Source organism: Micromonospora sp. NPDC047465, from assembly GCF_040643125.1.
Classification (GTDB): Bacteria; Actinomycetota; Actinomycetes; order Mycobacteriales; family Micromonosporaceae; genus Micromonospora.
This window is the reverse complement of record NZ_JBEYTP010000018.1, coordinates 12,002-34,325: the sequence shown is the minus strand read 5'-3', so window position 1 is coordinate 34,325 and position 22,324 is coordinate 12,002. Positions and strand designations below refer to the sequence as shown.

Genomic DNA, 22,324 nt, shown 5'->3' with positions numbered 1-22,324 from the left:
CCTGGATCGTATCCACGACGACCCCGCCGTCAGGAGGGGGTCCCGGTTTCGTCCCATTCCTCAGTCCGTTGGAGACGCGGGGCGCCCGGCGTGGCGGGGCGCCGCCCGCCGGCCCCGGACCAGGCTGGCGGTGAGCAGCCCGGCCGCGCCGAGGACGCACCACAGGGCCAGCCCGGTCACGGCCCAGCCGGTCGACCGGCGGTCGAAGTAGACGACGGACTTCAGCAGGTCGGTGGCCAGCCCCGGCACGTTCCACCGGTGCATTCCGCGCAGCCAGGTGGGGAGGAACTCGGGGGCGTAGATGCCGCCGGAGCCCGGGTTGCCGAGCACCACCAGCAGCAGGATCACCAGCCCGGTGCCGAGCAGCCCCAGCCAGCCCTGCACGGCGGAGGCGACCATCGCCGCCGCGAACACCGCCAGCGTCCCGGTGGCGGCGACGCCCACCAGGTCGTGGTCCCAGACGCCGAGGACCGGGCCGACCACGACCGCGCCGAGGGCCCCGAGCACCAGGCTGTACGCCGCCAGCGCGGCGATCCGCAGCCCGGCGCGGCGTGGTCCGCGCGGCGCGGTGCCGTTGCCGAGGCCGAGGACGGTGGAGGCGAGGTAGCCGCCGAGGACGTACCCGACGGCCAGGTAGAACGGGACCAGCCCGCGGGGGTCGGTCCCGGCCACCGGCACCTCGTCGGTCACCCGCAGCGGGAGTTCGGCCTGCCGCGCGGCGGTGGAGAGCACCTGCGCGACGACGTCGGCCGCGGCGGGCGAGGCGGCGCTGGCGGTGGTCAGGGCCAGCCCGCCCTCGGCCGTGGCGGCGAGCACGCCGTACACCTCGCGGGTGGTCAGGCCGTCGTCGGCGGCGCCCGGGTCGTCGTACTCGACGGGTTTGATCTTGTCGGTCTGGTTGCGTACGGCGTCCAGGAGGGCCTGCGCCTTCTGGTCGCCGCGCACCACCCCGACGGGCACGTCGCGCGGGGTCGGCTGGTGCAGCGCCCCGACGTAGGCGGCGATGAACGCGGTGGCGAGCGCGAGGGTGCCGAGCAGCAGCCCCAGGGTCCGCAGCCGGTTGCGCGCCTCCTCGTCCACGCCGCCAGCCTAGGGCGGCTTTCGGGGCTTTCGTCGTGGTTATCCCGGCGGAAACCGTTCGACTGACCCGATAGCGTCCGATCATGACGTCGCCGAACTATCCCCCGAAACCCCGCCCCGGCGACCGGGTCGCGATCGTCTCGCCCTCCGCCGGCCTGCCCGCGATCTTCCCCCACGTGTACGAGCTGGGGCTGCGCCGGCTGCGCGAGGAGTTCGGCCTGGAGCCGGTGGAGTACCCGACGACCCGGGTGATGGGCGCCGACCCGCGCGACCGGGCGCGGGACCTGACCGCCGCCTTCGCCGACCCGACGGTCACCGCCGTGCTCGCCACGGTCGGCGGGGACGACCTGATCACGGTCACCCCGCATCTGGACGACGCGGTGCTGCGGGCCAACCCGAAGCCGTACTTCGGGTACTCCGACAACACGAACATGCTCAACCACCTGCACCGACTGGGGATCGTGGCGTACCACGGCGGGTCGGTGCTGGTGCACCTCGGCCGCCCCGGCAGGCCGCACCCGCTGACGTTCGACTCGCTGCGCGCCGCCCTCTTCACCTCCGGCTGGTACGACCTGACGCCCGCGCCGGAGTGGGGCGACCGGCCGAACGACTGGCGGGACCCGGCGTCGCTGGCCCACGAGCCGGAGATGCTGCCGGGGGAGGGCTGGCGCTGGCAGGGGCCGTCGACGGTCGTCGAGGGGCGCACCTGGGGCGGCAACCTGGAGATCCTGCACTGGCTGCTCGCCGCCGACCGGGTCCCGTCGGCCGGGGCACTGGCCGGGTCGGTGCTGATCGTCGAGACGTCGGAGGAGATGCCCCCGGCCACCGAGGTGTTCCGGATGCTGCGCAACATGGGGGAGCGGGGGCTGCTCGCCGCGTTCCCGGCGGTGCTCGTCGGCCGGGCGAAGGCGTGGGACTTCGAGCGGCCGCACTCCGTGCCCCAGCGACGGGAGTGGGCCGACGCCCAGCGGGAGGCGGTCGCCCGGGCGCTCGCCGCCTACAACCCGGATGCCGTGGTGGTCTTCGACGTCGACCTCGGCCACACCGACCCGCAGCTGATCGTCCCGTACGGCGGCGAGATCCGGGTGGACGCGGTCGAGCGCCGGATCTCGGTGCGCTACTGACCACCGGCCGCTGTCGGCGTTCGCTCGGTGGAACGTCACGGGTGTCAACGAACGGTCTTGGCACCCATGACGTTCCACCGAAGCGAGGCCGCCCGTTCGCGGGCCGGGACGAGGTCAGGCCGGGACGACGGCGAAGGCGCGGACGGGGAAGGTGCCCATCCCGGCGACCATCGGCGGAGCGGCGGTGAACCGGAAGCCCTCCGGGGGCAGGGCGTCGAGGCCGGTCAGGTGCTCCACGATCGGGACGCCGGCGGCCAGCAGCGTGCTGTGCGCCGGGCGCTCGCCGGCGGCGGCCGGGCTCATGTCGTCGATGTTGATCGAGTCGATGCCGACCAGGGCGGCACCCGCCTCGACCAGGGCCCGGGCGCCGTCCCCGGTGAGGTGGGGCGCCTCCGGCGCGCTGTACCGGTCGGTGCCGAAGTGCGCGTCCCAGCCGGTGTGCAGCAGCACCGCCCGCCCGGCGACGTCGTACGGGGCCAGCATCAGCCGGTCGATCGCGCGGGTGCCGGCCGGCACCCGGACCACGGTGCCGGGCAGGTCGGCGAGGCGGTCCAGCGGCGTGCCGGCGAGGTCGGCGCCCTCCGCGTAGCGGTGCGCGGGAGTGTCCAGGTACGTGCCGGTGTTGGCGATCATGTCGATCCGCCCCACCTGGAACTCGGTGCCCGGGGCGTAGTTCGCCCGGGACGCCTCGCGGGTCAGCCACTCAGTGATCCGCGGGGCCGGCCAGCCCGGCAGGGTGGTCATCCCGTCGGTGACCACGTGGCTCAGCTCGACCAGCCGCCGCCCGTCCGCGCCGTCCGCGCCGTCCGCGCCGTCCGCGCCGTCCGCGCCGTCCGCGCCGTCCGCGCCGTCCGGGCCGTCCGGGCCGGTCAGGCCCCGGCCGCCCTTGTGCGGCTCCTCGATGATCGTCTTGTCGCTGATCCGCACCTCGGCCACCATCAGCAGCCCGAGGTGCCGGACGAACAGCGCCGCCAACTCGTCGTCGCCGATCTCCCGGCCGGGGATGTCGAGCCGGAACCCGTCGGTCCGCAGCCCGCCGCCGTTGGCGAAGGTGACCTCCGCGTCGAACTGTGCCCGCCACTGACTGCTCATGATCGAAGCCGACCACGCCGGCGCCGCCCCGGTCAAGATCCGCTCCCGATCGGCGCCGCCCGGTCAAGATCCGGCCCCGCCCGGTCCGGTCCGGATCCCGCCCGGGCGGGATCCGGGTTCCGCGCCACGCGCCCCGTCGGCTCTGGGCGAGATTGTCCCCGCCGCGAGATAGGCTGGCGGGCGTGCACCCCCCGTCCCGACGGACGCGGGGCTTCTGTCGTGCTGCGCGCTGCCGCGTGCCGAGCCGGCGATCCCATGGGAAGTGATTGACATGCTCACCGGTCTGTTCTCCGCCGCCCTGGCCGACCCCGGGCTGGCCCGGGCACGTGACCTGGCGCGCTCCGGTGCCGCGCAGGTCGACGGCCTCGACATCACCGCGCCGCCCGCGCTGCGCCCGTTCGCGGTCGCCGCGGTCGCGGCGGACCCGGTCGGCGACGGGGCCGGCGGCGGTGCCCGAGGCGGCGGGGCGGGTGGCGGCGCGGGCCGCCCCGTGCTCGCCGTGACCGCGACCACGCGGGAGGCCGACGACCTGGCCTCGGCGTTGGGCGCCCTGCTCCCGCCCGATCAGGTGGCGGTCTTCCCGTCCTGGGAGACGCTGCCGCACGAGCGCCTGTCGCCCCGCTCCGACACGGTCGGCCGACGGCTGGCCGTGCTGCGCCGGCTCGCGCACCCGGGGTCGGCCGACGCGCACGGCCGCACCGGCCCGCTGCGGGTGGTCGTGGCACCCGTCCGGTCGCTGCTCCAGCCGCAGCTCAAGGGGCTCGGCGACCTGGAACCCGTGCAGCTCGCCGCCGGCCAGGAGGCCGACCTGGAAGAGGTCGCCCGCCGGCTGACCGACATGGCGTACGCGCGGGTCGACCTGGTCACCAAGCGGGGCGAGTTCGCCGTACGCGGTGGCATCCTCGACATCTTCCCGCCCACCGACGAGCACCCGTCCCGGGTCGAGTTCTGGGGCGACGAGGTGGAGGAGATCCGCACCTTCGCCGTCGCCGACCAGCGGACCATCGAGCAGGTGCCGCAGCTGTGGGCGCCGCCCTGCCGGGAGCTGCTGCTCACGCCGTCGGTGCGGAAGCGGGCCGCGGCGCTGGCCGAGGAGCACCCGGAGCTGGCCGAGATCCTCGACAAGCTGGCCGAGGGCATCCCCGTCGAGGGGATGGAGTCCCTCGCCCCGGCGCTGATCGGCGCCGACTCGATGGAGTTGCTGCTGGACTGCATGCCGGCCGGCACCCACGTGCTGCTGTGCGACCCGGAGCGGATCCGCACCCGGGCGCACGACCTGGTGCGTACCTCCGAGGAGTTTCTCCAGGCGAGCTGGGCGGCGGCTGCCGTCGGCGGGCAGGCCCCGGTCGACCTCGGCGCCGCCGCCTTCCGGACCCTGGCGGACGTCCGCGCCGCCGCCGCGCGGCTGCGCCGGCCCTGGTGGACGCTGTCGCCGTTCGGCCTGGCCGAGGCGGAGGGCGCCCCGGCGCGGGAGCCCTGGGAGGACGCGCCGGGCGAGGTGGACGTCACCCCCGACGACGCGATCGCGGTGACCCTGGCGGCGCAGCCGGCCCCGCTCTACCACGGCGAGACCGCCCGGGTCGTCGACGACCTGAAGCGCTGGGCCGGCGAGGGCTGGTCGATCGCGCTGGTCTTCGAGGGGCACGGCCCCGCCCAGCGGGCGGTCGAGGTGCTCCGCGACGCCGGCCTCGGCGCGCGGCTGACCGAGGAGATCCCGGCCGCCCCCGCCCCCGGCGAGCTGCTGGTCAGCTGCGGCAACCTGGCCAGCGGCTTTGTCGACGAGGCGTCCCGGTTCGTGCTGCTCACCGGCAACGACGTCACCGGCGGGCGGGGCACCTCCACGCGGGACATGCGCAGGATGCCGAGCCGGCGGCGCAACACCATCGACCCGCTGGAGCTGAAGGCCGGCGACCACGTCGTGCACGAGCAGCACGGCATCGGCCGCTACGTCGAGCTGGTGCAGCGCACCGTCAACGGTGCGTCCCGGGAATACCTGGTCATCGAGTACGCCCCGAGCAAGCGCGGCCAGCCCGGCGACCGGCTCTTCGTCCCCACCGACCAGCTCGACCAGCTCTCCCGCTACGTGGGCGGCGAGCAGCCCACCCTGCACAAGATGGGCGGCTCGGACTGGCAGAAGTCCAAGGCCCGGGCCCGCAAGGCGGTCAAGGAGATCGCCGCGCAGCTCATCCAGCTCTACGCCGCCCGCAAGGCGTCCAAGGGGCACAACTTCGGCCCCGACACGCCGTGGCAGCGGGAGCTGGAGGACGCCTTCCCGTGGCAGGAGACGCCGGACCAGCTCGCGGCGATCGAAGAGGTCAAGCGGGACATGGAGCAGACCGTCCCGATGGACCGCCTGATCTGCGGCGACGTCGGCTACGGCAAGACGGAGATCGCCGTCCGGGCGGCGTTCAAGGCGGTGCAGGACGGCAAGCAGGTGGCGGTGCTGGTGCCCACCACCCTGCTCGTGCAGCAGCACTACAACACGTTCGCCGAGCGGATGAGCCAGTTCCCGGTGACGATCAGGCAGCTCTCCCGCTTCCAGACGCCGAAGGAGGCCGAGCAGGCCCTGGCGATGGCCGCCGAGGGCACCGCCGACATCGTCATCGGCACCCACCGGCTGCTCCAGGCGGCCACCCGGTTCAAGTCGCTCGGCCTGGTCATCGTCGACGAGGAGCAGCGCTTCGGCGTCGAGCACAAGGAGCACCTGAAGACGATGCGTGCCTCGGTCGACGTGCTGAGCATGTCGGCCACCCCGATCCCGCGCACCCTGGAGATGGCGATCACCGGCATCCGGGAGATGTCCACCATCGCCACCCCGCCCGAGGAGCGGCACCCGGTGCTGACCTTCGTCGGGGCGTACGACGAGCGGCAGGTGGCCGCCTCCATCCACCGCGAGCTGCTCCGCGACGGGCAGGTCTTCTACCTGCACAACCGGGTCGAGTCGATCGAGAAGGCGGCCCGGAAGCTGCGCGAGCTGGTGCCCGAGGCCCGGGTGGCGGTGGCGCACGGCCAGATGGGCGAGGAGGCGCTCGAGAAGGTGATGGTCGGCTTCTGGGAGAAGGAGTTCGACGTCCTGGTCTGCACCACGATCGTGGAGTCCGGCATCGACATCCCGAACGCCAACACCCTGATCGTGGAGCGCGCCGACCTGCTCGGCCTGGCCCAGCTGCACCAGATCCGCGGCCGGGTCGGCCGGGGCCGGGAGCGGGCGTACGCGTACTTCCTCTACCCGCCGGAGAAGCCACTGACCGAGCACGCCCACGAGCGGCTGGCCACCATCGCCCAGCACACCGAGCTGGGCGCCGGCATGTACGTGGCGATGAAGGACCTGGAGATTCGGGGCGCCGGCAACCTGCTCGGCGGCGAGCAGTCCGGGCACATCGAGGGCGTCGGCTTCGACCTGTACGTGCGGATGGTCGGCGAGGCGGTGCAGGCGTTCAAGGGGGAGCGCCCGGAGGAGGAGACCGAGGTCAAGGTCGACCTGCCGGTCGACGCGCACCTGCCGCACGACTACGTCGGCGTGGAGCGGCTGCGCCTGGAGATGTACCGCAAGCTCGCCGAGGCGCGCGACGAGGAGCGGCTGCGCGAGGTGGTCGCCGAGATGACCGACCGGTACGGCGAGCCGCCCGCCCCGGTGCAGAACCTGGTCGCGGTGGCGCGGTTCCGGCTGCTGGCCCGCCGCTACGGCCTCACCGACGTGTCGATGCAGGGCAAGCACATCCGGTTCGGCCCGCTGCCGCTGCCCGACTCGAAGCAGCTGCGGCTCAAGCGCTACCACCCGGACTCGGTCTACAAGTCGGCGCTCGACCAGGTCAGCGTGCCCCGGCCCAGCACCCGCCGGGTCGGCGGCGAGCCGCTGCGCGACCAGGCCCTCCTGGAGTGGTGCGCCCAGCTCCTCTCCGACGTGCTGGGCGAGCCGGCGCTCGTGGCCACGCCGGCCAGCTGACCCGCTCGTCGATCACGATGTCGTCGCCCCGACACCGCTGACGTCGAGGGCGACAACATCGTGATCACGGACGGTGGTCCGGGTCGGGCCGTGAGCAGGGTGGGGGGCGTCACAGGCGCCGGTTCGGCATGAGAGAGTGGCGCACATGCGTGCTCGCCGTCTGATCGCCGCCGCCAGCGTCGCGGCCCTCGGTCTCGTCTCCCTCGCCGCCTGCGGTAGGTCCGCGCCGGACGCCGCCGCGTACGTCGGTGACACCACCTACTCGATGAGCCGGGTGGACGAGATCTACGACGACGCCCAGCGGATGTTCGGCGACGCGGTCCGCGCGGAGGCCAGCCGGGCCGGCGCCACCCCGTCGCCGGACCAGCTGCGTTCGCCGGTGACCCGGCAGGACGTCGTCAACCTGCTGGTCAGCATCGACCTGGGCAAGCGGGTCGTGGCCGCGAAGAACATCAGCGTGCGCGACCAGGTCAGCCCCGAGCAGCTCCAGCAGCCGCTGCGGATGCCGGCCGGCGCCGAGTACGCGAAGCTGTGGGGCGAGTGGATCGACATCTCCCAGGCGCTCGGGGAGCAGCTCCCGCCGGGCGAGCTGAGCGACGACTCGGTGATGGCCGTCTACCGGGCCTTGGAGAAGACCGGCCAGATCGACTCCGGCCTGGGGGTCGCCCAGGTCCGGCAGCTCTTCGGTGACGGTGGTTTCGTCCGCAGTGGCGCCGCGGTCAGCGCTGCCCTGCAGGAGGAGGCCGAGCGCGCCGACCTCTCGGTCAACCCGCGGTTCCGGCCGCTGGGCGTGCCGTCGCTGGTCGGCAACGGCCAGGCCCTGATCGCCTACTCGCTCCCGTACATCGACGAGGACGGCCCGGTCACCGATGTCTCGACTCCGGGACCGGTCCCGTCGAGCGGCCCGGCCGTCAGCTGAGCATGCCGGCGCGGATCGTCCTGCTCGTCACCTCGCCCCGGCTGCCGGCCGGGCTGCTGACCGCCGCCGCCTGGGACGTCGTACGCCGGCATCCGGTGCTGGTGGGGGCGGAGAGCGAGCTGACCACGGCGGTCCGCGCGGCGGGCGCCGAGGTGACCGTCGTCGACGGTCCGGCGACGCAGGCGCTGCTGGACGCGGCGGCGGCGCACGGCACCGTGGTGTGGCTGGCCGGCCCGGCCGGCGACGAGTCGCTGGCCCGTGAGCTGGGCCTGCGGCTGGCCCGCGAGCCGGGGCTGGCCGAGCTGGAGCTGATGTACGGCTCGTGGGACCCGCCGGGTGCCCGGCTGCTCGACGCGGTGGCGGTGATGGACCGGCTGGCCTCGCCGGGCGGCGACCCGTGGAAGCGGGCGCAGACCCACCGCAGCCTCGCGGGCTTCCTGCTGGAGGAGTGCTACGAGGCGTACGACGCGATCAGCGCCGAGGACACCGACGCGCTGCGCGAGGAGCTGGGCGACGTGCTGCTCCAGGTGGTGCTGCACGCCCGGCTCGCCGAGGAGCTGCCCGAGGGGCGGCGGTGGACCGTCGACGACGTGGCCGGGGGCCTGGTCGACAAGATGGTTCGGCGCAACCCGCACGTCTTCGCGGAGGGCGAGGCGGGCACGCTGGAGGAGATCGAGGCGAACTGGGAGCGGATCAAGCGGGCCGAGAAGGCGCGTGACTCGGTGCTGGACGGCATCGCGCTGAGCCAGCCCGCGCTCGCCCTGGCCGCCAAGATCCTCGACCGCGCCGGCCGGGTCGGGCTCGCCGTGCCGCCCCCGCTGGCGGAGTCCCAGGTGGACCCGGAGGCGCGGCTCGGCGCGGGCCTGCTCGCCACGGTGGCAGCGGCCCGCGAGGCCGGCCTGGACGCGGAGGCGGCCCTGCGCCGGGCCGCCCTCGCCTACGCGGACGCGGTCAGGACGGCCGAACGCCGGTAGGGTCGGTGGGTGGAATCCTTTGTGCCGCTCGCCGAGCGGATCGTCGACGCGTTGCTGGAGAGCCGGCCGGGGCTCGCGACCTCCACCGGGGACCACCGGTACGACGACCGGCTGCCGGACCTGTCCGCGACCGCCGCCGCGGCCGACCAGGCGATGCTGAGGGAGGCCGCCGACGCGCTCTCCGAACTCGACCCGGACGCGCTGGGCGTCGAGGAGCGGGTCGAACACGCCCTGCTCACCTCGTTCGTGGACCAGGCGCTGTTCGAGTGGACCGAAATCCGCGCGCACGAGTGGGACCCGCTGGTCCACAATCCGGGGCCGCTGCTGCACGCGCTGGCCGCCCGCCCGTACGCCCCGGTCGAGGAGCGGCTGACCAGCCTGGCCGGCCGGCTCGCGGCGGTGCCGGACGCGCTGGCGACCGCCCGCGCCACGCTGCGCGACATGCCGCGCATCCACGCCGAGACGGCGGTCGGGCAGTTCACCGGCACGGCGGCGCTGATCCGCGACGAGGTGCCGGCCCTGCTCGCGCAGGCGCCCGCGCTGCACGACAGGGTCGAGCCGGCCGCCATCGCGGCGATCGCCGCGCTCGAGGAGTTCGTCGCGTGGCTGCGCGTGGGCCTGGCGGCCGACGCCGGCCCCGGGCGCGACCCGCGCCTGGGCCGCCGCCGCTGGGAGGCGCGGCTCTGGCACACCCTCGACACGGAGCTGGGCGCCGCCGAGATCCAGCGCCGGGCCTGGGCCAACCTGGACCGGGTCACCGAGGAGATCCGCGCGGCGGCCGTCGAGCTGGTCGGCGGCCCGGCCGACGACGAGACCGTGCGCCGCGCGCTGGACATGCTGGCCGCCGAGCACCCCGACGACCACAGCATCGTGGCGCTCGCCTCGGTGACGCTGGACGAGGCGACCGACTTCGTCCGCGCCCACGACCTGGTCACCCTGGTCGACGACCCCTGCGTGATCCAGGAGATGCCCGAGTTCGCCCGGGGCGTCGCGGTCGCCTACTGCGACTCGCCGGGCCCGCTGGAGACGGCGGACGTGCCGACCTTCTACTGCATCGCGCCCACCCCGGCGGACTGGCCCGCGCACCGGGTCGAGTCGTTCTACCGGGAGTACAACGACCACATGATCCGCAACCTGACCGTGCACGAGGCGATGCCGGGGCACTTCCTCCAGCTCGCCCACGCCCGCCGCCACGTCGGGCCCACCCGGGTCCGGGCACTGACCGAGTCGGGGCCCTTCATCGAGGGCTGGGCGGTCTACACGGAGGAGCTGATGGCCGGCCTCGGCTTCGGCGGCCTGCCGGTGCGGTTGCAGCAGCTCAAGATGCAGCTCCGGATGACCATCAACGCGCTGCTGGACCAGCTCGTGCACTGCGAGGAGCTGCCGGAGGCGGAGGCGATGGCGCTGATGACGGGGCGGGGCTTCCAGGAGGAGGGCGAGGCGGCCGGCAAGTGGCGGCGCGCCCTGCTCACCTCGACGCAGCTCTCGACGTACTTCGTCGGCTACAGCGAGGTGGCCGAGATCGCCGCGGCCCGCCCGGCCGGCGTGTCGGTGCGCGACTGGCACGACGCGATGCTCGCCCACGACTGCCCGCCCCCGCGCCACCTGCGCACCCTGCTCGGCGTGTAAGTGCGGCCGGCCGCCGCGCGGGTTCAGCGCCGCGCGGCGGTCGCCGTCGCGTCGATCAGCCACCGCGAGATGGAGTACGCGGGCGGCAGCTCCGCCGGCAGCCGGTCGAGCGGGAACCAGCGCGCCTGGGTCAGCTCCCGCCCGTCCACCACCGGCTCGGCGGTGGGGTCGGCGGCGGTGGCGGTGAAGCCGGCGAGCAGCACGCTCGGGCCGGACAGCGCCCACGGCTGGCTGCCGAAGTAGGCCGGCTCGGTCAGCTCCAGCCCGACCTCCTCGCCGACCTCGCGATGAACGGCCGCCTCCAGCGTCTCGCCGGCCTCGACGAATCCGGCCACGAGCGCCCAGAGCCCGGTCGGCCCGGACGAGTGCCGCACCAGGAGCAGCTCGTCGGGGCGATCCACCGGGCCGGGGCGGGTGACCGCCACCAGCACGGCGGCGGAGAACCGCATCGGCACGTACAGGTCGCAGTCGGGGCAGCGCCGGGCCGACTCCCCGGGCACGTCCGCCAGTTCGGCCCGGCAGGCCCCGCACCACCGGTGCGTACGCCGCCAGTCGACCACCGTCAGCGCCCGGCCGGCCAGCGTGGCGAGCGGCTCGGGCGCCTCGGCGGCGAGTGACGCCCAGCCGCGCCAGCGGCCGGTCAGCTCCTCCGGCCCGGTCGGCTCGGCCGCCCAGGCGGGGACGCCGTCCAGGGTGCCCAGCGGCACCCACGCGGTGCCGGCCGGCAGGTCGGCGACCCGCAGGACGGTGCCGTCGGCGCCGGTCAGCAGCTTGCGCCCGGCCACCGGCAGGGCCAGGTCGGTCGGCGCGGGCGCGACGGAGCGGTCGGCCCCGGGGACGAACCCGCCCGGTCGTCCGCGACCCGACGTCGCGTGCCCACCGGCCGCACCGGTCGGGGCGGCGGCCGTGCCGGCCGGGGTCGGGGCGGCGGCGCCCGGGCCGGCCGGGCCGGTCACGAGGTGGTCGACCGGCGGTCCACCACGCCGGCGCCGGACGGCAGGGCGAACGCGGTGGCGTCGACCGTCTCGCGGTAGTGGCGCAGGGCCAGCTCGACCGGCTTGCCGTCGACCTGGCCGGTGAAGCTGCCCAGCGCCCCCTCGGTGGTCACGCAGGCGATGAAGTCGCCGCTCGACCGCTCCACGTCGACGCAGGTGGCGTGGCGACCGGCGAGGGTGGTGTCGCTCTGCGCGATCACCGCGTCCGGATCGAGCGCGGCGGCGGTCAGCAGCCCCACCACGATCGGCGGCGTGACCAGGCCCTGCTGCTTGGCCTCGGTGAACAGGGCCACCGAGGGCTTCGCGTTGGGCGCGGGCGGGGCCTCCAGGGTGCAGGTGGCCCGGCCGGCGGCGGTCTCGCAGCGGGCGGTCGCCTCCGGGGTGACGGTGAGCTTGCCGCCCGGCCAGGTGTAGGCGGAGCGGGCCGGCTCCTGGGCCTGGACGATGGTGGCGGTCTGCCCGCCGGGAAGTTGGTAGTCGGCCGAGTACGTCAGCTCCAGCGCCCCGTCCAGCCGGGCGGCCATGTCGTTGACCAGGTCGGCCCGCCCGATCGCCCGGCCGGCGTCGTCCAGGGTCTGACAGCCGGTCACCGTGAGCGACGCGATGACCGACACGGCGAGCATGCGGAGAGTGGTCGAGGCGGCGGGCATGGCGAACAGCGTGGCCGATCGGGTCAACCGCGCGCAAACCCGTTGCCGGTTGAGGACCGAGAATTCGGGAATGTCTGCGTAAAGCGCCGCCGGAGGGCAGGTTCCGGATCCGGTCCCCGTGCGCCCGGACCGCCCGCGTCCGACGGCCGCCCGATACGCTGCGTTCAACACCTGCCTCAGCCGCACCGTCGCGGCCCGAACCGGACCGGAACCACACAAACGAGGAGCGACTCAGTGGCAACCATCGAGGGAATCGTCGCGCGGGAGATTCTGGACTCGCGGGGCAACCCGACCGTCGAGGTCGAGGTCGGGCTCGACGACGGCACGATCGCCCGTGCGGCGGTGCCCTCCGGCGCCTCCACCGGCGCCTTCGAAGCGATCGAGCTGCGCGACGGTGACGCCGACCGCTACCAGGGCAAGGGTGTCGAGAAGGCGGTTTCGAACATCGAGGACAAGATCGTCGACGAACTCATCGGCTACGAGGCCAGCGAGCAGCGGCTGATCGACCAGAGGATGCTCGACATCGACGGCACCGACAGCAAGTCCGAGCTGGGCGCGAACGCCATCCTCGGCGTCTCCCTGGCCGTGGCCAAGGCGGCGGCCGGCAGCGCGGAGCTGAGCCTCTTCCGCTACCTGGGCGGCCCGAACGCGCACCTGCTGCCGGTGCCGATGATGAACATCCTCAACGGCGGCGCGCACGCGGACTCCAACGTCGACATCCAGGAGTTCATGATCGCGCCGATCGGCGCGCCCAGCTTCCGCGAGGCGCTGCGCTCCGGCGCGGAGGTCTACCACGCGCTGAAGTCGGTGCTGAAGAAGAAGGACCTGTCCACCGGCCTCGGCGACGAGGGCGGCTTCGCGCCGAACCTGCCCACCAACTCCGCCGCGCTGGACCTGATCGCCGAGGCGGTCGAGAAGGCCGGCTACCGGCTCGGCACCGACATCGTCTTCGCGCTCGACGTGGCCGCCACCGAGTTCTTCGACAACGGCACCTACACCTTCGAGGGCGCCGCGAAGACCGCCGAGGAGATGAGCAACTACTACACCAAGCTCATCGGCGACTACCCGATCGTATCGATCGAGGACCCGCTGTCCGAGGACGACTGGACCGGGTGGCAGACCCTCACCGCCTCCGTCGGCGACCGCATCCAGATCGTGGGCGACGACCTGTTCGTCACCAACCCGCAGCGGATCGCCCGCGGCATCGCCGAGAACGCCGCCAACGCGGTCCTGGTCAAGGTCAACCAGATCGGCTCGCTGACCGAGACCCTGGACGCGGTGGACCTCGCCCACCGGGCCGGCTTCAAGTGCATGATGAGCCACCGCTCCGGCGAGACCGAGGACACCACGATCGCCGACCTGGCGGTGGCCACCGGCTGCGGCCAGATCAAGACCGGTGCCCCGGCCCGCTCCGACCGGGTCGCGAAGTACAACCAGCTCCTGCGGATCGAGGAGGAGCTGGCCGACGCGGCGCGGTACGCCGGGGCGGGCGCGTTCCCGCGCTACCGTTCGGCCTGAGACCGCGAAGCCTCGGGGGAGGGGTGTGACGATGCAGCAGCGCCGCACACCGGGTGGTCAGCGTCCCGCCCGCCGGCCGGGTCACTCCGGCCGGCCGGGCGGGGCCCGGGGCGCCCGGGCCTCGGTCCGCGACGGCGGCGTCCGCGCCGAGCCGCGTGCCACCGCCGGTCGCGCACCGGGGACGGCCCGGGGCGCCGAGGGCGTACGCTCCGTGAACCGGCCCGCCGGGGCCCGTCGTACGGCGGCCGGCGGCACGGTCAAGCGGCTCACCGCACCCCGCTCCCGGGGCCTCACCGGGCGGGCCACCGTGCTGTTCGCGGTGCTGATCGCGCTCGCCCTGGCCTACACCTACCCGGTCCGGATCTACCTCGACCAGCAGACCGACATCGAGCGGATGGAGGCCGCCCAGGCGGCCCAGCGGAAGACGATCGAGGAGCTGTCCGAGAAGGCGGCCAAGTGGCAGGACAAGGCGTACATCGAGACGAAGGCCCGGGAGCGGTTCTTCATGGTCCGCCCCGACGAGACGCTGCTGGTCGTGCTCTCCGACCCCGAGGGCGCCGCGCGGGACGCCGGCGGGCCCGCCCAGCCGGCGAAGCCCGCCACGCCCGACCCCTGGTATGACACTCTCTGGTCCAGCGTGCGGGCCGCCAACGGCGACCAGCCCGACAAGTGAGCAGCACCCGAGCACCGAACGAGAGATGGGCACCGTGACAGTCGTACCACCGCAGGAGCCGGCGGCGGACTCCGTACCCCCGCCGAAGCGCGAACCGGCCACGGAGGCCGACCTGGCCGCGGTGGCCACGCAGCTCGGCCGCCCGCCCCGGGGCACCCGGGCGGTCGCCCACCGCTGCCCCTGCGGCCTGCCCGACGTGGTGGAGACGACGCCGCGCCTGGCCGACGGCACGCCCTTCCCGACGCTGTTCTACCTGACCTGCCCCCGCGCCACGGCGGCGTGCAGCCGGCTGGAGTCGGCCGGGCTGATGAAGGAGATGGCCGACCGGCTGGCCACCGACCCGGAGCTGGCCGCGCGCTACCGCGCCGCGCACGAGGACTACCTGGCCCGCCGGGAGGCGATCGGCGAGGTCCCGGAGATCGCCGGCATCTCCGCCGGCGGCATGCCCGGCCGGGTGAAGTGCCTGCACGTGCACCTCGGGCACGCGCTGGGTGCCGGGCCGGGGGTCAACCCGTTCGGCGACGAGACGCTGGCGCTGGTGGAGAAGTGGTGGGCGGCCGGCCCCTGCGTGGACGTGCCGGCGGCCGACTGATCATGGCGGACGCGGGCGGGGGCGTGGCGGGGGCCGACGAGATCGTGGTGCGGCGGGCCCGCACCTCCGACGTGCGCGGCATCCGGCGGCTGGTCGACACCTACACCGACGACCGGCGGCTGCTCAGCAAGGCCACCGTCACCCTCTACGAGGACGTGCAGGAGTTCCGGGTGGCGGTCCGGGCGGACGACGGCGCGGTGGTCGGCTGCGGCGCGCTGCACGTGATGTGGGAGGACCTGGCCGAGATCCGGACGGTGGCGGTCGACCCGTCCTGCCGGGGCCGGAAACTCGGCCACCGGATCGTCGCGGAGCTGATCGACGCCGCCCGCGAGCTGGGCGTGGCCCGGATCTTCGTGCTCACCTTCGAGACCCGGTTCTTCGGCTCGTTCGGCTTCACCGAGATCGACGGCGCGCCGGTGCCGCAGCCCGTCTACGAGCAGTTGCTGCGCTCCTACGACGAGGGCGTCGCCGAGTTCCTGGACCTGGAACGGGTCAAGCCGAACACCCTCGGCAACACCCGGATGCTGCTGCGCCTCTGAGCGCCCCTTGGCCTCGGCCCCGGTGCGGGTGGGCGGCGAACAAGCCCCGGATCCTGCCGTAGGGTTGCTGCCGTGACGACGCGCGTGGCCGCCATCGACTGCGGGACCAACTCGATCCGACTGCTGGTCGCCGACCTGCCCGATCCCTCGGCGGGCCCGGAAGCGCCGCTGGTCGACCTGAGCCGGCGGATGGAGATCGTCCGCCTCGGCCAGGGTGTCGACAAGACGGGCCGGCTGGCCCCGGAGGCCATCGAACGCACCCGCGTCGCGCTGGCCTCCTACGCGGCCGAGATCGAGAAGCTCGGCGCGGAGCGGGTCCGGATGTGCGCCACGTCGGCGTCCCGGGACGCCTCCAACGCCGCCGACTTCCGCGAGATGGTCGAGCGGACCCTCGGGGTCGCGCCCGAGGTGGTGACGGGCGACGAGGAGGCGCGGCTCTCCTTCACCGGTGCGGTGCGCGGGCTGCCCGCCGGCACCGAGGAACCGTTCCTGGTCATCGACATCGGCGGCGGCTCGACCGAGTTCGTCGTGGGCACCCGCGCCGGCGGCGTCGAGGCGGCCATCTCGATGGACATCGGCTGCGTCCGGATGACCGAGCGGCACCTGCACGGCGACCCGCCGGGCATGGCCGAGGTCGCCGCCGCGCAGGCCGACATCGCCGTCGCGGTCGACCGGGCGCTGGCGGCCGTGCCGGGCCGGCAGGCCGCCACCCTGGTCGGGCTCGCCGGGTCGGTCACCACCGTGGTCGCCATCGCCCAGGGCCTCCGGGAGTACGACCCGGGCCGCATTCACCACGCCCGGGTGTCGTACGAGGCGGTGGCCGACGTGACGGCCGACCTGCTCGGCAAGACCCGGGAGCAGCGGCTCGCGATCCCGGTGATGCACCCGGGCCGGGCGGACGTGATCGGCGCCGGCGCCCTGGTGCTCCGGGTGATCATGGAGCGGGCCGGGATGGCCTCGGTGGTCGCCTCCGAGCACGACATCCTAGACGGCATCGCCTGGTCGCTGGCCTGAGGTCGCGCGACCCGGAATCCGCTGGTCACCAGCGGTATGATTTCCATATGGTCACCACGGTCAATCTCCCCGACGGTCTGCACGAGCGGCTGAAGGCTCTCGCCGAGCAGGAGCACAGGTCGATGAACGCCACCATCGTCGTGGCGGTGGAGGAGTACGTGGCTGCTCGCAGCCGTCGCGCCCGCGTACAGGGTCTTGCCCGCGAGGTCGCGGACCGTGACGCCGAGCTGCTGCGGCGACTTGCCGAGTGATCAACTACCTGGACGTCGACGACCTGATGGAGATCGCTTCGATCGTCCTCGGCGAGGCACCGCAGGTGCGTGATCCCGGCCTGCTCTCCTCCGCGGTCGTGCGGCCCGCCACGGTTGCGTTCGGCCAGGAGGCGTATCCCGAGCTGTGGGGCAAGGCCGCCGCGCTGCTGCACTCGATCTGCATGAACCACGCGCTGATCGACGGGAACAAGCGTCTCGCCTGGGCGGCGGCGCGCGTCTTCCTGGCCCTCAACGAGGTCCCGATCCGGGATGTCGACGTCGACCAGGCCGAGGCTCTCGTGATGTCGGTCGCCAGCGGCGCGATGACCGAGGTCTCCGACATCGCCCGAGAACTCCGGAAGCTCTATGTCTGATCCGTGCGTGGAGACTCGGTTCACAGATCCGGCTTGACCCTCACGCCGCGTAAGGCCGGAGGGTGGGGTGCATGAGTGATCACTACGACGCTTTTGAAATTAGTCCCGTGCCCGATCCCGGCCCGGATGCGGTTGCGCCGGAGCCGTTCCGGGGCATCTACGGAATGCCCGCGTTCGCGTCGATCCCCACGAGCGATCTGGCGGCGTCGGTGGACTTCTGGACTCGTGGGCTCGGGTTCTTCGAGCTGTTCAGCATCCCCGGCACGCTTGTGCACCTGCGCCGGTGGGCGTTCCAGGACGTGCTCCTCGTCTCGGCGGCGAGCGTTCCGGCGCAGGCACCAGCGATGAGCGTCAGTTTCGCGTGCGTGCTCAACCAGATCGATTCCCTTGTCGAGGCATGTCGTGCGTTGAGCCCGAACTCGGTCGACGGCCCACGGGACACTCCATGGAACACCCGCGATGTGGAAGTGGTCACCCCCGAGAACGCGCGGATCGTTTTCACTGCGGCGAAGCCCTTTGATCCGGCCAGTCAGGAGGCGCGGAACCTTGAAGTCATGGGGATCACCCCACCGGGCGTCGGTCGCGGCGACAATGAGGAGCATGCCTGATGCCACTGACGTCGATGGGCTGACCGTCGGTCAGGTCTCGACGCGCCTGGGCGTGACAGTCCGCGCGCTGCACCACTGGGATGACATCGGTCTGGCGCGACCGTCGCTGCGCACGACTGCCGGATACCGGCTCTACACCGCTGGTGATTTGCAACGCCTGTACCGCATCGTCGTCTACCGCGAGATCGGCCTCGATCTGGACGGGATTCGGGCCATCCTGGACGACTCGACCGTGGACGTGCCCGGCGCACTGCGCGCGCAGCGCACCCAGGTGGCCCAACGGATCGACCGCCTCCAGCAGCTCAGCGCCGGCCTGGATCGGATGATCGACGCCCACGAGCGCGGCCTGCTGCTGACCGTCGAGCAGCAGGCCGCGATCTTCGGCCCCAAGTGGAACACGGACTGGCCCGCCCAAGCCCGTCAGCGCTACGGAGACACGACGCAATGGCAGCAGTACGCCGAACGCTCAGCCTCTCGCAGTCCGGAGGAATGGCAGGCCATCGCCGACGCCGTCGCTGACCTCGACCGTGCCCTCGGCGACGCGGTGGACGCCGGTGTCGCCCCTGGCAGCCCCGAAGCGAATCAACTCGTCGAGCGGCACCGTGAGGTTTTCACGTCGTACTTTCCCCTCACCAGGCAGATGCAGGTCTGTCTCGGCCGCATGTTCGAGGCCGATCCGGCATTTGCTGCCCACTACGACGGCATCCGCGCCGGCCTTGCCACGTGGTTCCGGCAGAGCGTCGACGCCAGTGCACGCGCCCACGGCATCGACCCCGACACCGCCACCTGGCAGTAGAGCGCGGATCCGGTACGACTAGCGCGGGTGACGCCCTGCGACGCCGGCGACGAAGTGGGACCAGGCGGTCGGGCCGAAGGTGAGCACGGGGCCCGAGCGGTCCTTGCTGTCGCGGACCAGCACCACGCCGGGCAGGTTGTCGGCGACCTCCACGCACGAGGCGCCGCCGTTTCCGCTGCGGGTGGACTTGCGCCACCGGGCGCCGGTCAACTCCATGTCTTCGCCACTTCCTGCATCAGGGTCAGCGACTGCCGCCGGGACAGCGCCTCTGAGCGGACACTTTCCCACCTGCGGTGCAGGCTGGCAATCTCCTCGGCGCGGTCCAGCACCTGGGCGCGCAGCGGGCTGTCGAGATGCGCCACCCAGCCTCCGTCGGCGTACCCCGCCAGGATGAACGGCCCGGCCACACCAGCGTGCACGCCTACCTCGGCCGGGATCACGTGCAGGTGGATGTGCGGGTGGGCACCCAGCTCGATCAGGTGGTCGAGTTGCTCGCGCATCACCCCGAACCGGTCCGCCACCGGACGACGAAGAATCGTCTCGTCGAGCACGGCCACCAGTTGCGGTGGCTGGGCGCGGTGCAGGATCTGCTGTCGCTGAAGCCGTGCCGTCACCCGCTCTTCGACCTCGGAGTCGGGCACAAGGCCGCCGTCGGAAAGGACCGCGCGGGCGTAGCCCTCGGTCTGGAGGAGGCCGGGCAGGACGGAGATCTCGAACCACCACAGCGTGGCCGCCTCCTGCTCGACGGCCACCCAGGGCCGGAACCAGGCCGGCGCGGTCTCCACGCTGACCAGCGGCAGGATCCGTCCGAGCAGGCCGCCGCTGTCCAGCGCCTCGTCCGCGCGCCGGACGAAGTCGAGCGAGGGCGTACGCCGGCCGATCTCCACCATCCCGACGAGCGAGCCGGAGTAGTTGATCCGCCGGGCCAGTTCCTCCTGGCTCAGCCCGCGCTCGGTGCGCAGCCGCCGCAGTTCGCCGGCCAGGAGATCCAGCGTCGACAGTTGGGGTCTGGTCATCACACCTCGCTCACCGGGCTTCACATGTCGGGCCGGGCGGGCCACCGCCGGCCGGTGCCCGCCGCGTGACTTCCGACCGTAGTCGGGCGGTCACGATGATGGGGGCGACCCGGGGCCCACAGTGCCCTCACAACCCGACGAGGGGCGATGACGTGACGATCCGACGCCTCCACCCGACGTGGTGCGCGCCCGAGAGCGGCTGCGGGACCAGCGCGTTGCACCTGTCCCGCCTGCGGCCGGTCGCGCCGCGCGGCGACGAGGTGATCCAGGTGCGTGCCGCGCTCTGGCAGATGGACGTCGGGCGGCTGGCTCCGGCCGGCGTCCTGCTGGAGTTGTCGGCCGGCGACGATCCGGAGCGCTGGCCGATCGACCTGGCGCAGGCTCGCGCGCTCGTGCACGTACTCCGGGATCTGCTGCGGATCGCGGAGGAGGCGGCGCGCCGCGCGGCCTGACCCGCCGCGCGGCGCGTTCCTTTGACACTACTTCGCAATGCGCAGTAGTGTGCGAAGCGTGGATACCACACAGCTCCTGAAGGGCGTGCTGGATCTCGCGGTTCTCGCCGTCCTGCGCGAGGAGGACGGCTACGGTTACGACATCCTGCGCCGGCTCCGCGAGGCCGGGCTGGAGGAGGTCGGCGACGCCTCGGTTTACGGCACGCTGCGCCGGCTCTACGCCGCCGGCCTGCTGACCACCTACGTCGTGCCGAGCGAGTCCGGCCCGCACCGCAAGTACTACTCCCTCAACGCCGCCGGTCGGGACCAGCTCACCCGCTACGGCAAGCTCTGGCGCTCGTTCGCCACCACCATGGACGCACTGCTCGACGATCGGGGGATGGCGGCATGACCGTCACGGAGCAGGAGATCGCGGACTACGTCGCACGGGTGCGGGCCGCGCTGGCCGACCTGCCGCCGGCGCACCGCGACGAGTTGACCGAGGACCTGCCGGAACACCTCGCCGAGGTCGCCGTCGAGGCCGGCGGCAGCCTGGTCGAGCGGCTCGGCGAGCCCGAGGCGTACGCGGCCGAGCTGCGCGCCGCCGCCGGGGTCGGCGCCGTCGTCGGTGGCCGCCGCCGCGAACGCCGCCTGGGCGCCGCCGTGGACCGGCTCCGCGCGCGGGCACAACGCTGGGACGTCCAACTCGGGCCGCCCCTGGGGTACGCCTCGGCGAGCGAGTTCCTCCGGCTGCTCCGGCCGGCCTGGTGGGTGCTGCGCGGCTACCTGGCCGCCATGCTCGTCACGGTGGCCACCACCGGTGACTCGTTCGGCGTGCTGCCCGAGCTGAACGGCAGCGTGCTGGCCGGCCTGGTGCTGCTCGCCGGCAGCGTGCTCGCCTCGATCTGGCTCGGCCACCACACGCCGAGCCTGACCCGGCCCAAGCGGCGGCTGCTGCACGCCGGCACGGCGGTGCTGGTGGTCTTCGGGCTGATCGGCCTGACCGACGTGAACGGCCGCGTCGGCTCGGGGGACTTCGGCTACGAGCACATCTCGGTCGACGACCGGTACTCCCACGTCCGGGACGTCTACGTCTACGACAGCGAGGGCCGGCTGGTGGAGAACGCCCGGCTCTTCGACCAGAACGGCGACCCGATCCGCCTCGGTTACCCGGACTGCCCGGACGGGTGGGACCCGAGAGGGGTCGGCAACCCGCTGCTGCGCCCGTACCCGTACTGCCCCGAGCGGGCGCCGTTCGCGCCGCGCCCGCCGGCGGCCACCGCGCCCGCGCCCGGCCTGCCCCCGTTGGCGCCCGCCGCGTCGGCCGACCCGTCCGGCCCGGTCCCGACGGGCAGCCCGACGGCCGGCGCGACTGCGGTCCCGACCGCGGAGGCCCCGCCCGCGACCGAGGCCCCGGCCGCCACCCCGGCGCCGAGCCGGACGTGAGCCGGATCGCGCCCGGGAAAGCTGGGAAATAGCTGAACGGATGAGGTCGACGGGGCGGCGACCGTCGTACCTGATCGCTACGGTGTCGTCTGCTCATCCACCCCTCGGAAGGACAACCCGTGTCAGAGCAGGTCGCACCGCCCACCGCGCCGGACGCCGCGCAGCCCCCGTCGGCCTTCCAGGCGCCCCCGGCGGAGCCGGAGACGAAGAAGTCCGGCTCCAAGAAGGTGCTCGGCATCGTGGGCGCGATCGTCGCGTTCCTGGTCATCGCGGGGCTCAAGTTCGGCGTCGGCTCGGCCATCGGCAACTTCCTCAACAAGGACGAGACCGCCGACGCCAAGGTCGGCGACTGCATCGCCGAGCTGCCCGAGGTGACCGGCACCAAGGAGGAGAAGGTCGACGGCGCGAAGGTCGTCGAGTGCACCTCCACCGACGCCGTGTACAACGTGGTCGGTCGGGTCGACGGGCAGACCGAGACGCAGGCCCGCTCCGGCGAGGCGTGCGAGCAGTACATCAAGGAAGACCAGGACGGTTACGTCTTCTACAGCATCGAGCCGGGCAAGAAGGGCTACCTGCTCTGCCTGACCAAGAAGGCCTGACCGGCCCCACGGCAGCACGGCACCGCCGACGGCGGCGCGGACGACGGTCCGCGCCGCC

24 protein-coding genes are annotated in these 22,324 nt (G+C 73.5%); 18 read left to right on the top strand and 6 right to left on the bottom strand.

The features are described from left to right. Positions 1 to 60 precede the first annotated feature (60 nt). Positions 61 to 1,080 carry a hypothetical protein gene (locus ABZ793_RS17960; RefSeq protein WP_357458272.1) on the bottom strand — a complete coding sequence of 340 codons (1,020 nt, stop codon included), beginning with the start codon at positions 1,078 to 1,080 and terminating at the stop codon, positions 61 to 63. 83 nt (positions 1,081 to 1,163) lie between these two features. On the opposite strand from ABZ793_RS17960, the gene ABZ793_RS17955 reads away from it, so the two are divergent. After that, positions 1,164 to 2,204: a S66 peptidase family protein gene (locus ABZ793_RS17955; RefSeq protein ID WP_357458270.1), complete on the top strand. Its 1,041-nt coding sequence runs from the start codon at positions 1,164 to 1,166 to the stop codon at positions 2,202 to 2,204. A 114-nt stretch (positions 2,205 to 2,318) separates the two neighbouring features. Here ABZ793_RS17955 and ABZ793_RS17950 read toward each other — a convergent pair whose 3' ends face one another. Further along, positions 2,319 to 3,296: a cyclase family protein gene (locus ABZ793_RS17950; protein WP_357458267.1), complete on the bottom strand. Its 978-nt coding sequence runs from the start codon at positions 3,294 to 3,296 to the stop codon at positions 2,319 to 2,321. A gap of 271 nt (positions 3,297 to 3,567) precedes the next feature. On the opposite strand from ABZ793_RS17950, the gene mfd reads away from it, so the two are divergent. The 4 genes from mfd to ABZ793_RS17930 all read left to right on the top strand — a co-directional run bounded on the left by mfd (position 3,568) and on the right by ABZ793_RS17930 (position 10,764). Further along, positions 3,568 to 7,242 (top strand): transcription-repair coupling factor, encoded by a 3,675-nt coding sequence (mfd, locus tag ABZ793_RS17945; RefSeq protein ID WP_357458264.1) that lies wholly within the window; start codon positions 3,568 to 3,570, stop codon positions 7,240 to 7,242. A 145-nt stretch (positions 7,243 to 7,387) separates the two neighbouring features. Continuing rightward, entirely contained in the window at positions 7,388 to 8,161 is a 774-nt protein-coding gene (locus ABZ793_RS17940) for a hypothetical protein (RefSeq protein WP_357458261.1), read from the top strand. 2 nt (positions 8,162 to 8,163) lie between these two features. Further along, positions 8,164 to 9,135 carry a nucleoside triphosphate pyrophosphohydrolase gene (locus tag ABZ793_RS17935; RefSeq protein ID WP_357458258.1) on the top strand — a complete coding sequence of 324 codons (972 nt, stop codon included), beginning with the start codon at positions 8,164 to 8,166 and terminating at the stop codon, positions 9,133 to 9,135. A 9-nt stretch (positions 9,136 to 9,144) separates the two neighbouring features. Further along, positions 9,145 to 10,764 (top strand): DUF885 domain-containing protein, encoded by a 1,620-nt coding sequence (locus tag ABZ793_RS17930; RefSeq protein ID WP_357458256.1) that lies wholly within the window; start codon positions 9,145 to 9,147, stop codon positions 10,762 to 10,764. A gap of 23 nt (positions 10,765 to 10,787) precedes the next feature. Here the strand turns inward: ABZ793_RS17930 and nudC are convergent, their stop codons facing one another. Together nudC and ABZ793_RS17920 are read right to left on the bottom strand one after the other, a co-directional pair. Next, positions 10,788 to 11,720, bottom strand: coding sequence for an NAD(+) diphosphatase (gene nudC / locus ABZ793_RS17925; RefSeq protein ID WP_357458253.1), 933 nt, complete (start codon positions 11,718 to 11,720; stop codon positions 10,788 to 10,790). Beyond that, complete coding sequence (locus ABZ793_RS17920) at positions 11,717 to 12,409, bottom strand: hypothetical protein (RefSeq protein WP_357458251.1); 693 nt, start codon at positions 12,407 to 12,409, stop codon at positions 11,717 to 11,719. The genes nudC and ABZ793_RS17920 overlap by 4 nt, the downstream gene beginning before the upstream one ends. 234 nt (positions 12,410 to 12,643) lie before the next feature. Here ABZ793_RS17920 and eno point away from each other — a divergent pair, with 234 nt between their 5' ends. The 9 genes from eno (at position 12,644) to ABZ793_RS17875 (ending at position 18,774) form a co-directional block, all read left to right on the top strand. Continuing rightward, positions 12,644 to 13,927: a phosphopyruvate hydratase gene (gene eno, locus ABZ793_RS17915; protein WP_357458248.1), complete on the top strand. Its 1,284-nt coding sequence runs from the start codon at positions 12,644 to 12,646 to the stop codon at positions 13,925 to 13,927. Between the two features lie 31 nt (positions 13,928 to 13,958). Next, a complete protein-coding gene (locus ABZ793_RS17910) occupies positions 13,959 to 14,600 on the top strand; it encodes a septum formation initiator family protein (protein ID WP_357458246.1) in 642 nt (213 codons plus the stop codon). A gap of 34 nt (positions 14,601 to 14,634) precedes the next feature. After that, a complete protein-coding gene (locus ABZ793_RS17905; RefSeq protein WP_357458244.1) occupies positions 14,635 to 15,192 on the top strand; it encodes a DUF501 domain-containing protein in 558 nt (185 codons plus the stop codon). 2 nt (positions 15,193 to 15,194) lie between these two features. After that, on the top strand, positions 15,195 to 15,731 hold the full coding sequence (locus ABZ793_RS17900; protein ID WP_350703562.1) for an amino-acid N-acetyltransferase: 537 nt from the start codon (positions 15,195 to 15,197) through the stop codon (positions 15,729 to 15,731). Between the two features lie 84 nt (positions 15,732 to 15,815). Continuing rightward, complete coding sequence (locus ABZ793_RS17895; protein WP_357458497.1) at positions 15,816 to 16,745, top strand: Ppx/GppA phosphatase family protein; 930 nt, start codon at positions 15,816 to 15,818, stop codon at positions 16,743 to 16,745. A 47-nt stretch (positions 16,746 to 16,792) separates the two neighbouring features. Next, positions 16,793 to 16,996 carry an Arc family DNA-binding protein gene (locus ABZ793_RS17890; protein WP_350703367.1) on the top strand — a complete coding sequence of 68 codons (204 nt, stop codon included), beginning with the start codon at positions 16,793 to 16,795 and terminating at the stop codon, positions 16,994 to 16,996. Next, the gene (locus tag ABZ793_RS17885) at positions 16,993 to 17,370 is read left to right on the top strand and encodes a Fic family protein (protein ID WP_357458241.1); all 378 of its coding nucleotides are present in this window, start codon (positions 16,993 to 16,995) and stop codon (positions 17,368 to 17,370) included. Before ABZ793_RS17890 ends, ABZ793_RS17885 begins: the two co-directional genes overlap by 4 nt. A 71-nt stretch (positions 17,371 to 17,441) precedes the next feature. Continuing rightward, a complete protein-coding gene (locus ABZ793_RS17880) occupies positions 17,442 to 17,978 on the top strand; it encodes a VOC family protein (protein ID WP_357458238.1) in 537 nt (178 codons plus the stop codon). Continuing rightward, complete coding sequence (locus ABZ793_RS17875; protein ID WP_357458235.1) at positions 17,971 to 18,774, top strand: MerR family transcriptional regulator; 804 nt, start codon at positions 17,971 to 17,973, stop codon at positions 18,772 to 18,774. The genes ABZ793_RS17880 and ABZ793_RS17875 overlap by 8 nt, the downstream gene beginning before the upstream one ends. An 18-nt stretch (positions 18,775 to 18,792) precedes the next feature. Here ABZ793_RS17875 and ABZ793_RS17870 read toward each other — a convergent pair whose 3' ends face one another. Together ABZ793_RS17870 and ABZ793_RS17865 are read right to left on the bottom strand one after the other, a co-directional pair. Further along, positions 18,793 to 18,990 (bottom strand): DUF397 domain-containing protein, encoded by a 198-nt coding sequence (locus tag ABZ793_RS17870; protein ID WP_350703357.1) that lies wholly within the window; start codon positions 18,988 to 18,990, stop codon positions 18,793 to 18,795. Next, positions 18,981 to 19,790 carry a helix-turn-helix transcriptional regulator gene (locus ABZ793_RS17865; protein WP_357458231.1) on the bottom strand — a complete coding sequence of 270 codons (810 nt, stop codon included), beginning with the start codon at positions 19,788 to 19,790 and terminating at the stop codon, positions 18,981 to 18,983. The genes ABZ793_RS17870 and ABZ793_RS17865 overlap by 10 nt, the downstream gene beginning before the upstream one ends. Positions 19,791 to 19,942: 152 nt before the next feature. Here ABZ793_RS17865 and ABZ793_RS17860 point away from each other — a divergent pair, with 152 nt between their 5' ends. From ABZ793_RS17860 to ABZ793_RS17845, 4 genes are all read left to right on the top strand, one after another. Then, the gene (locus tag ABZ793_RS17860; RefSeq protein ID WP_357458228.1) at positions 19,943 to 20,242 is read left to right on the top strand and encodes a hypothetical protein; all 300 of its coding nucleotides are present in this window, start codon (positions 19,943 to 19,945) and stop codon (positions 20,240 to 20,242) included. Positions 20,243 to 20,300: 58 nt separating this feature from the next. Beyond that, on the top strand, positions 20,301 to 20,633 hold the full coding sequence (locus ABZ793_RS17855; protein WP_350686966.1) for a PadR family transcriptional regulator: 333 nt from the start codon (positions 20,301 to 20,303) through the stop codon (positions 20,631 to 20,633). Beyond that, complete coding sequence (locus tag ABZ793_RS17850; RefSeq protein WP_357458224.1) at positions 20,630 to 21,667, top strand: hypothetical protein; 1,038 nt, start codon at positions 20,630 to 20,632, stop codon at positions 21,665 to 21,667. Before ABZ793_RS17855 ends, ABZ793_RS17850 begins: the two co-directional genes overlap by 4 nt. Before the next feature lie 119 nt (positions 21,668 to 21,786). Further along, on the top strand, positions 21,787 to 22,266 hold the full coding sequence (locus ABZ793_RS17845; RefSeq protein WP_357458221.1) for a hypothetical protein: 480 nt from the start codon (positions 21,787 to 21,789) through the stop codon (positions 22,264 to 22,266). Positions 22,267 to 22,324: the final 58 nt, after the last annotated feature.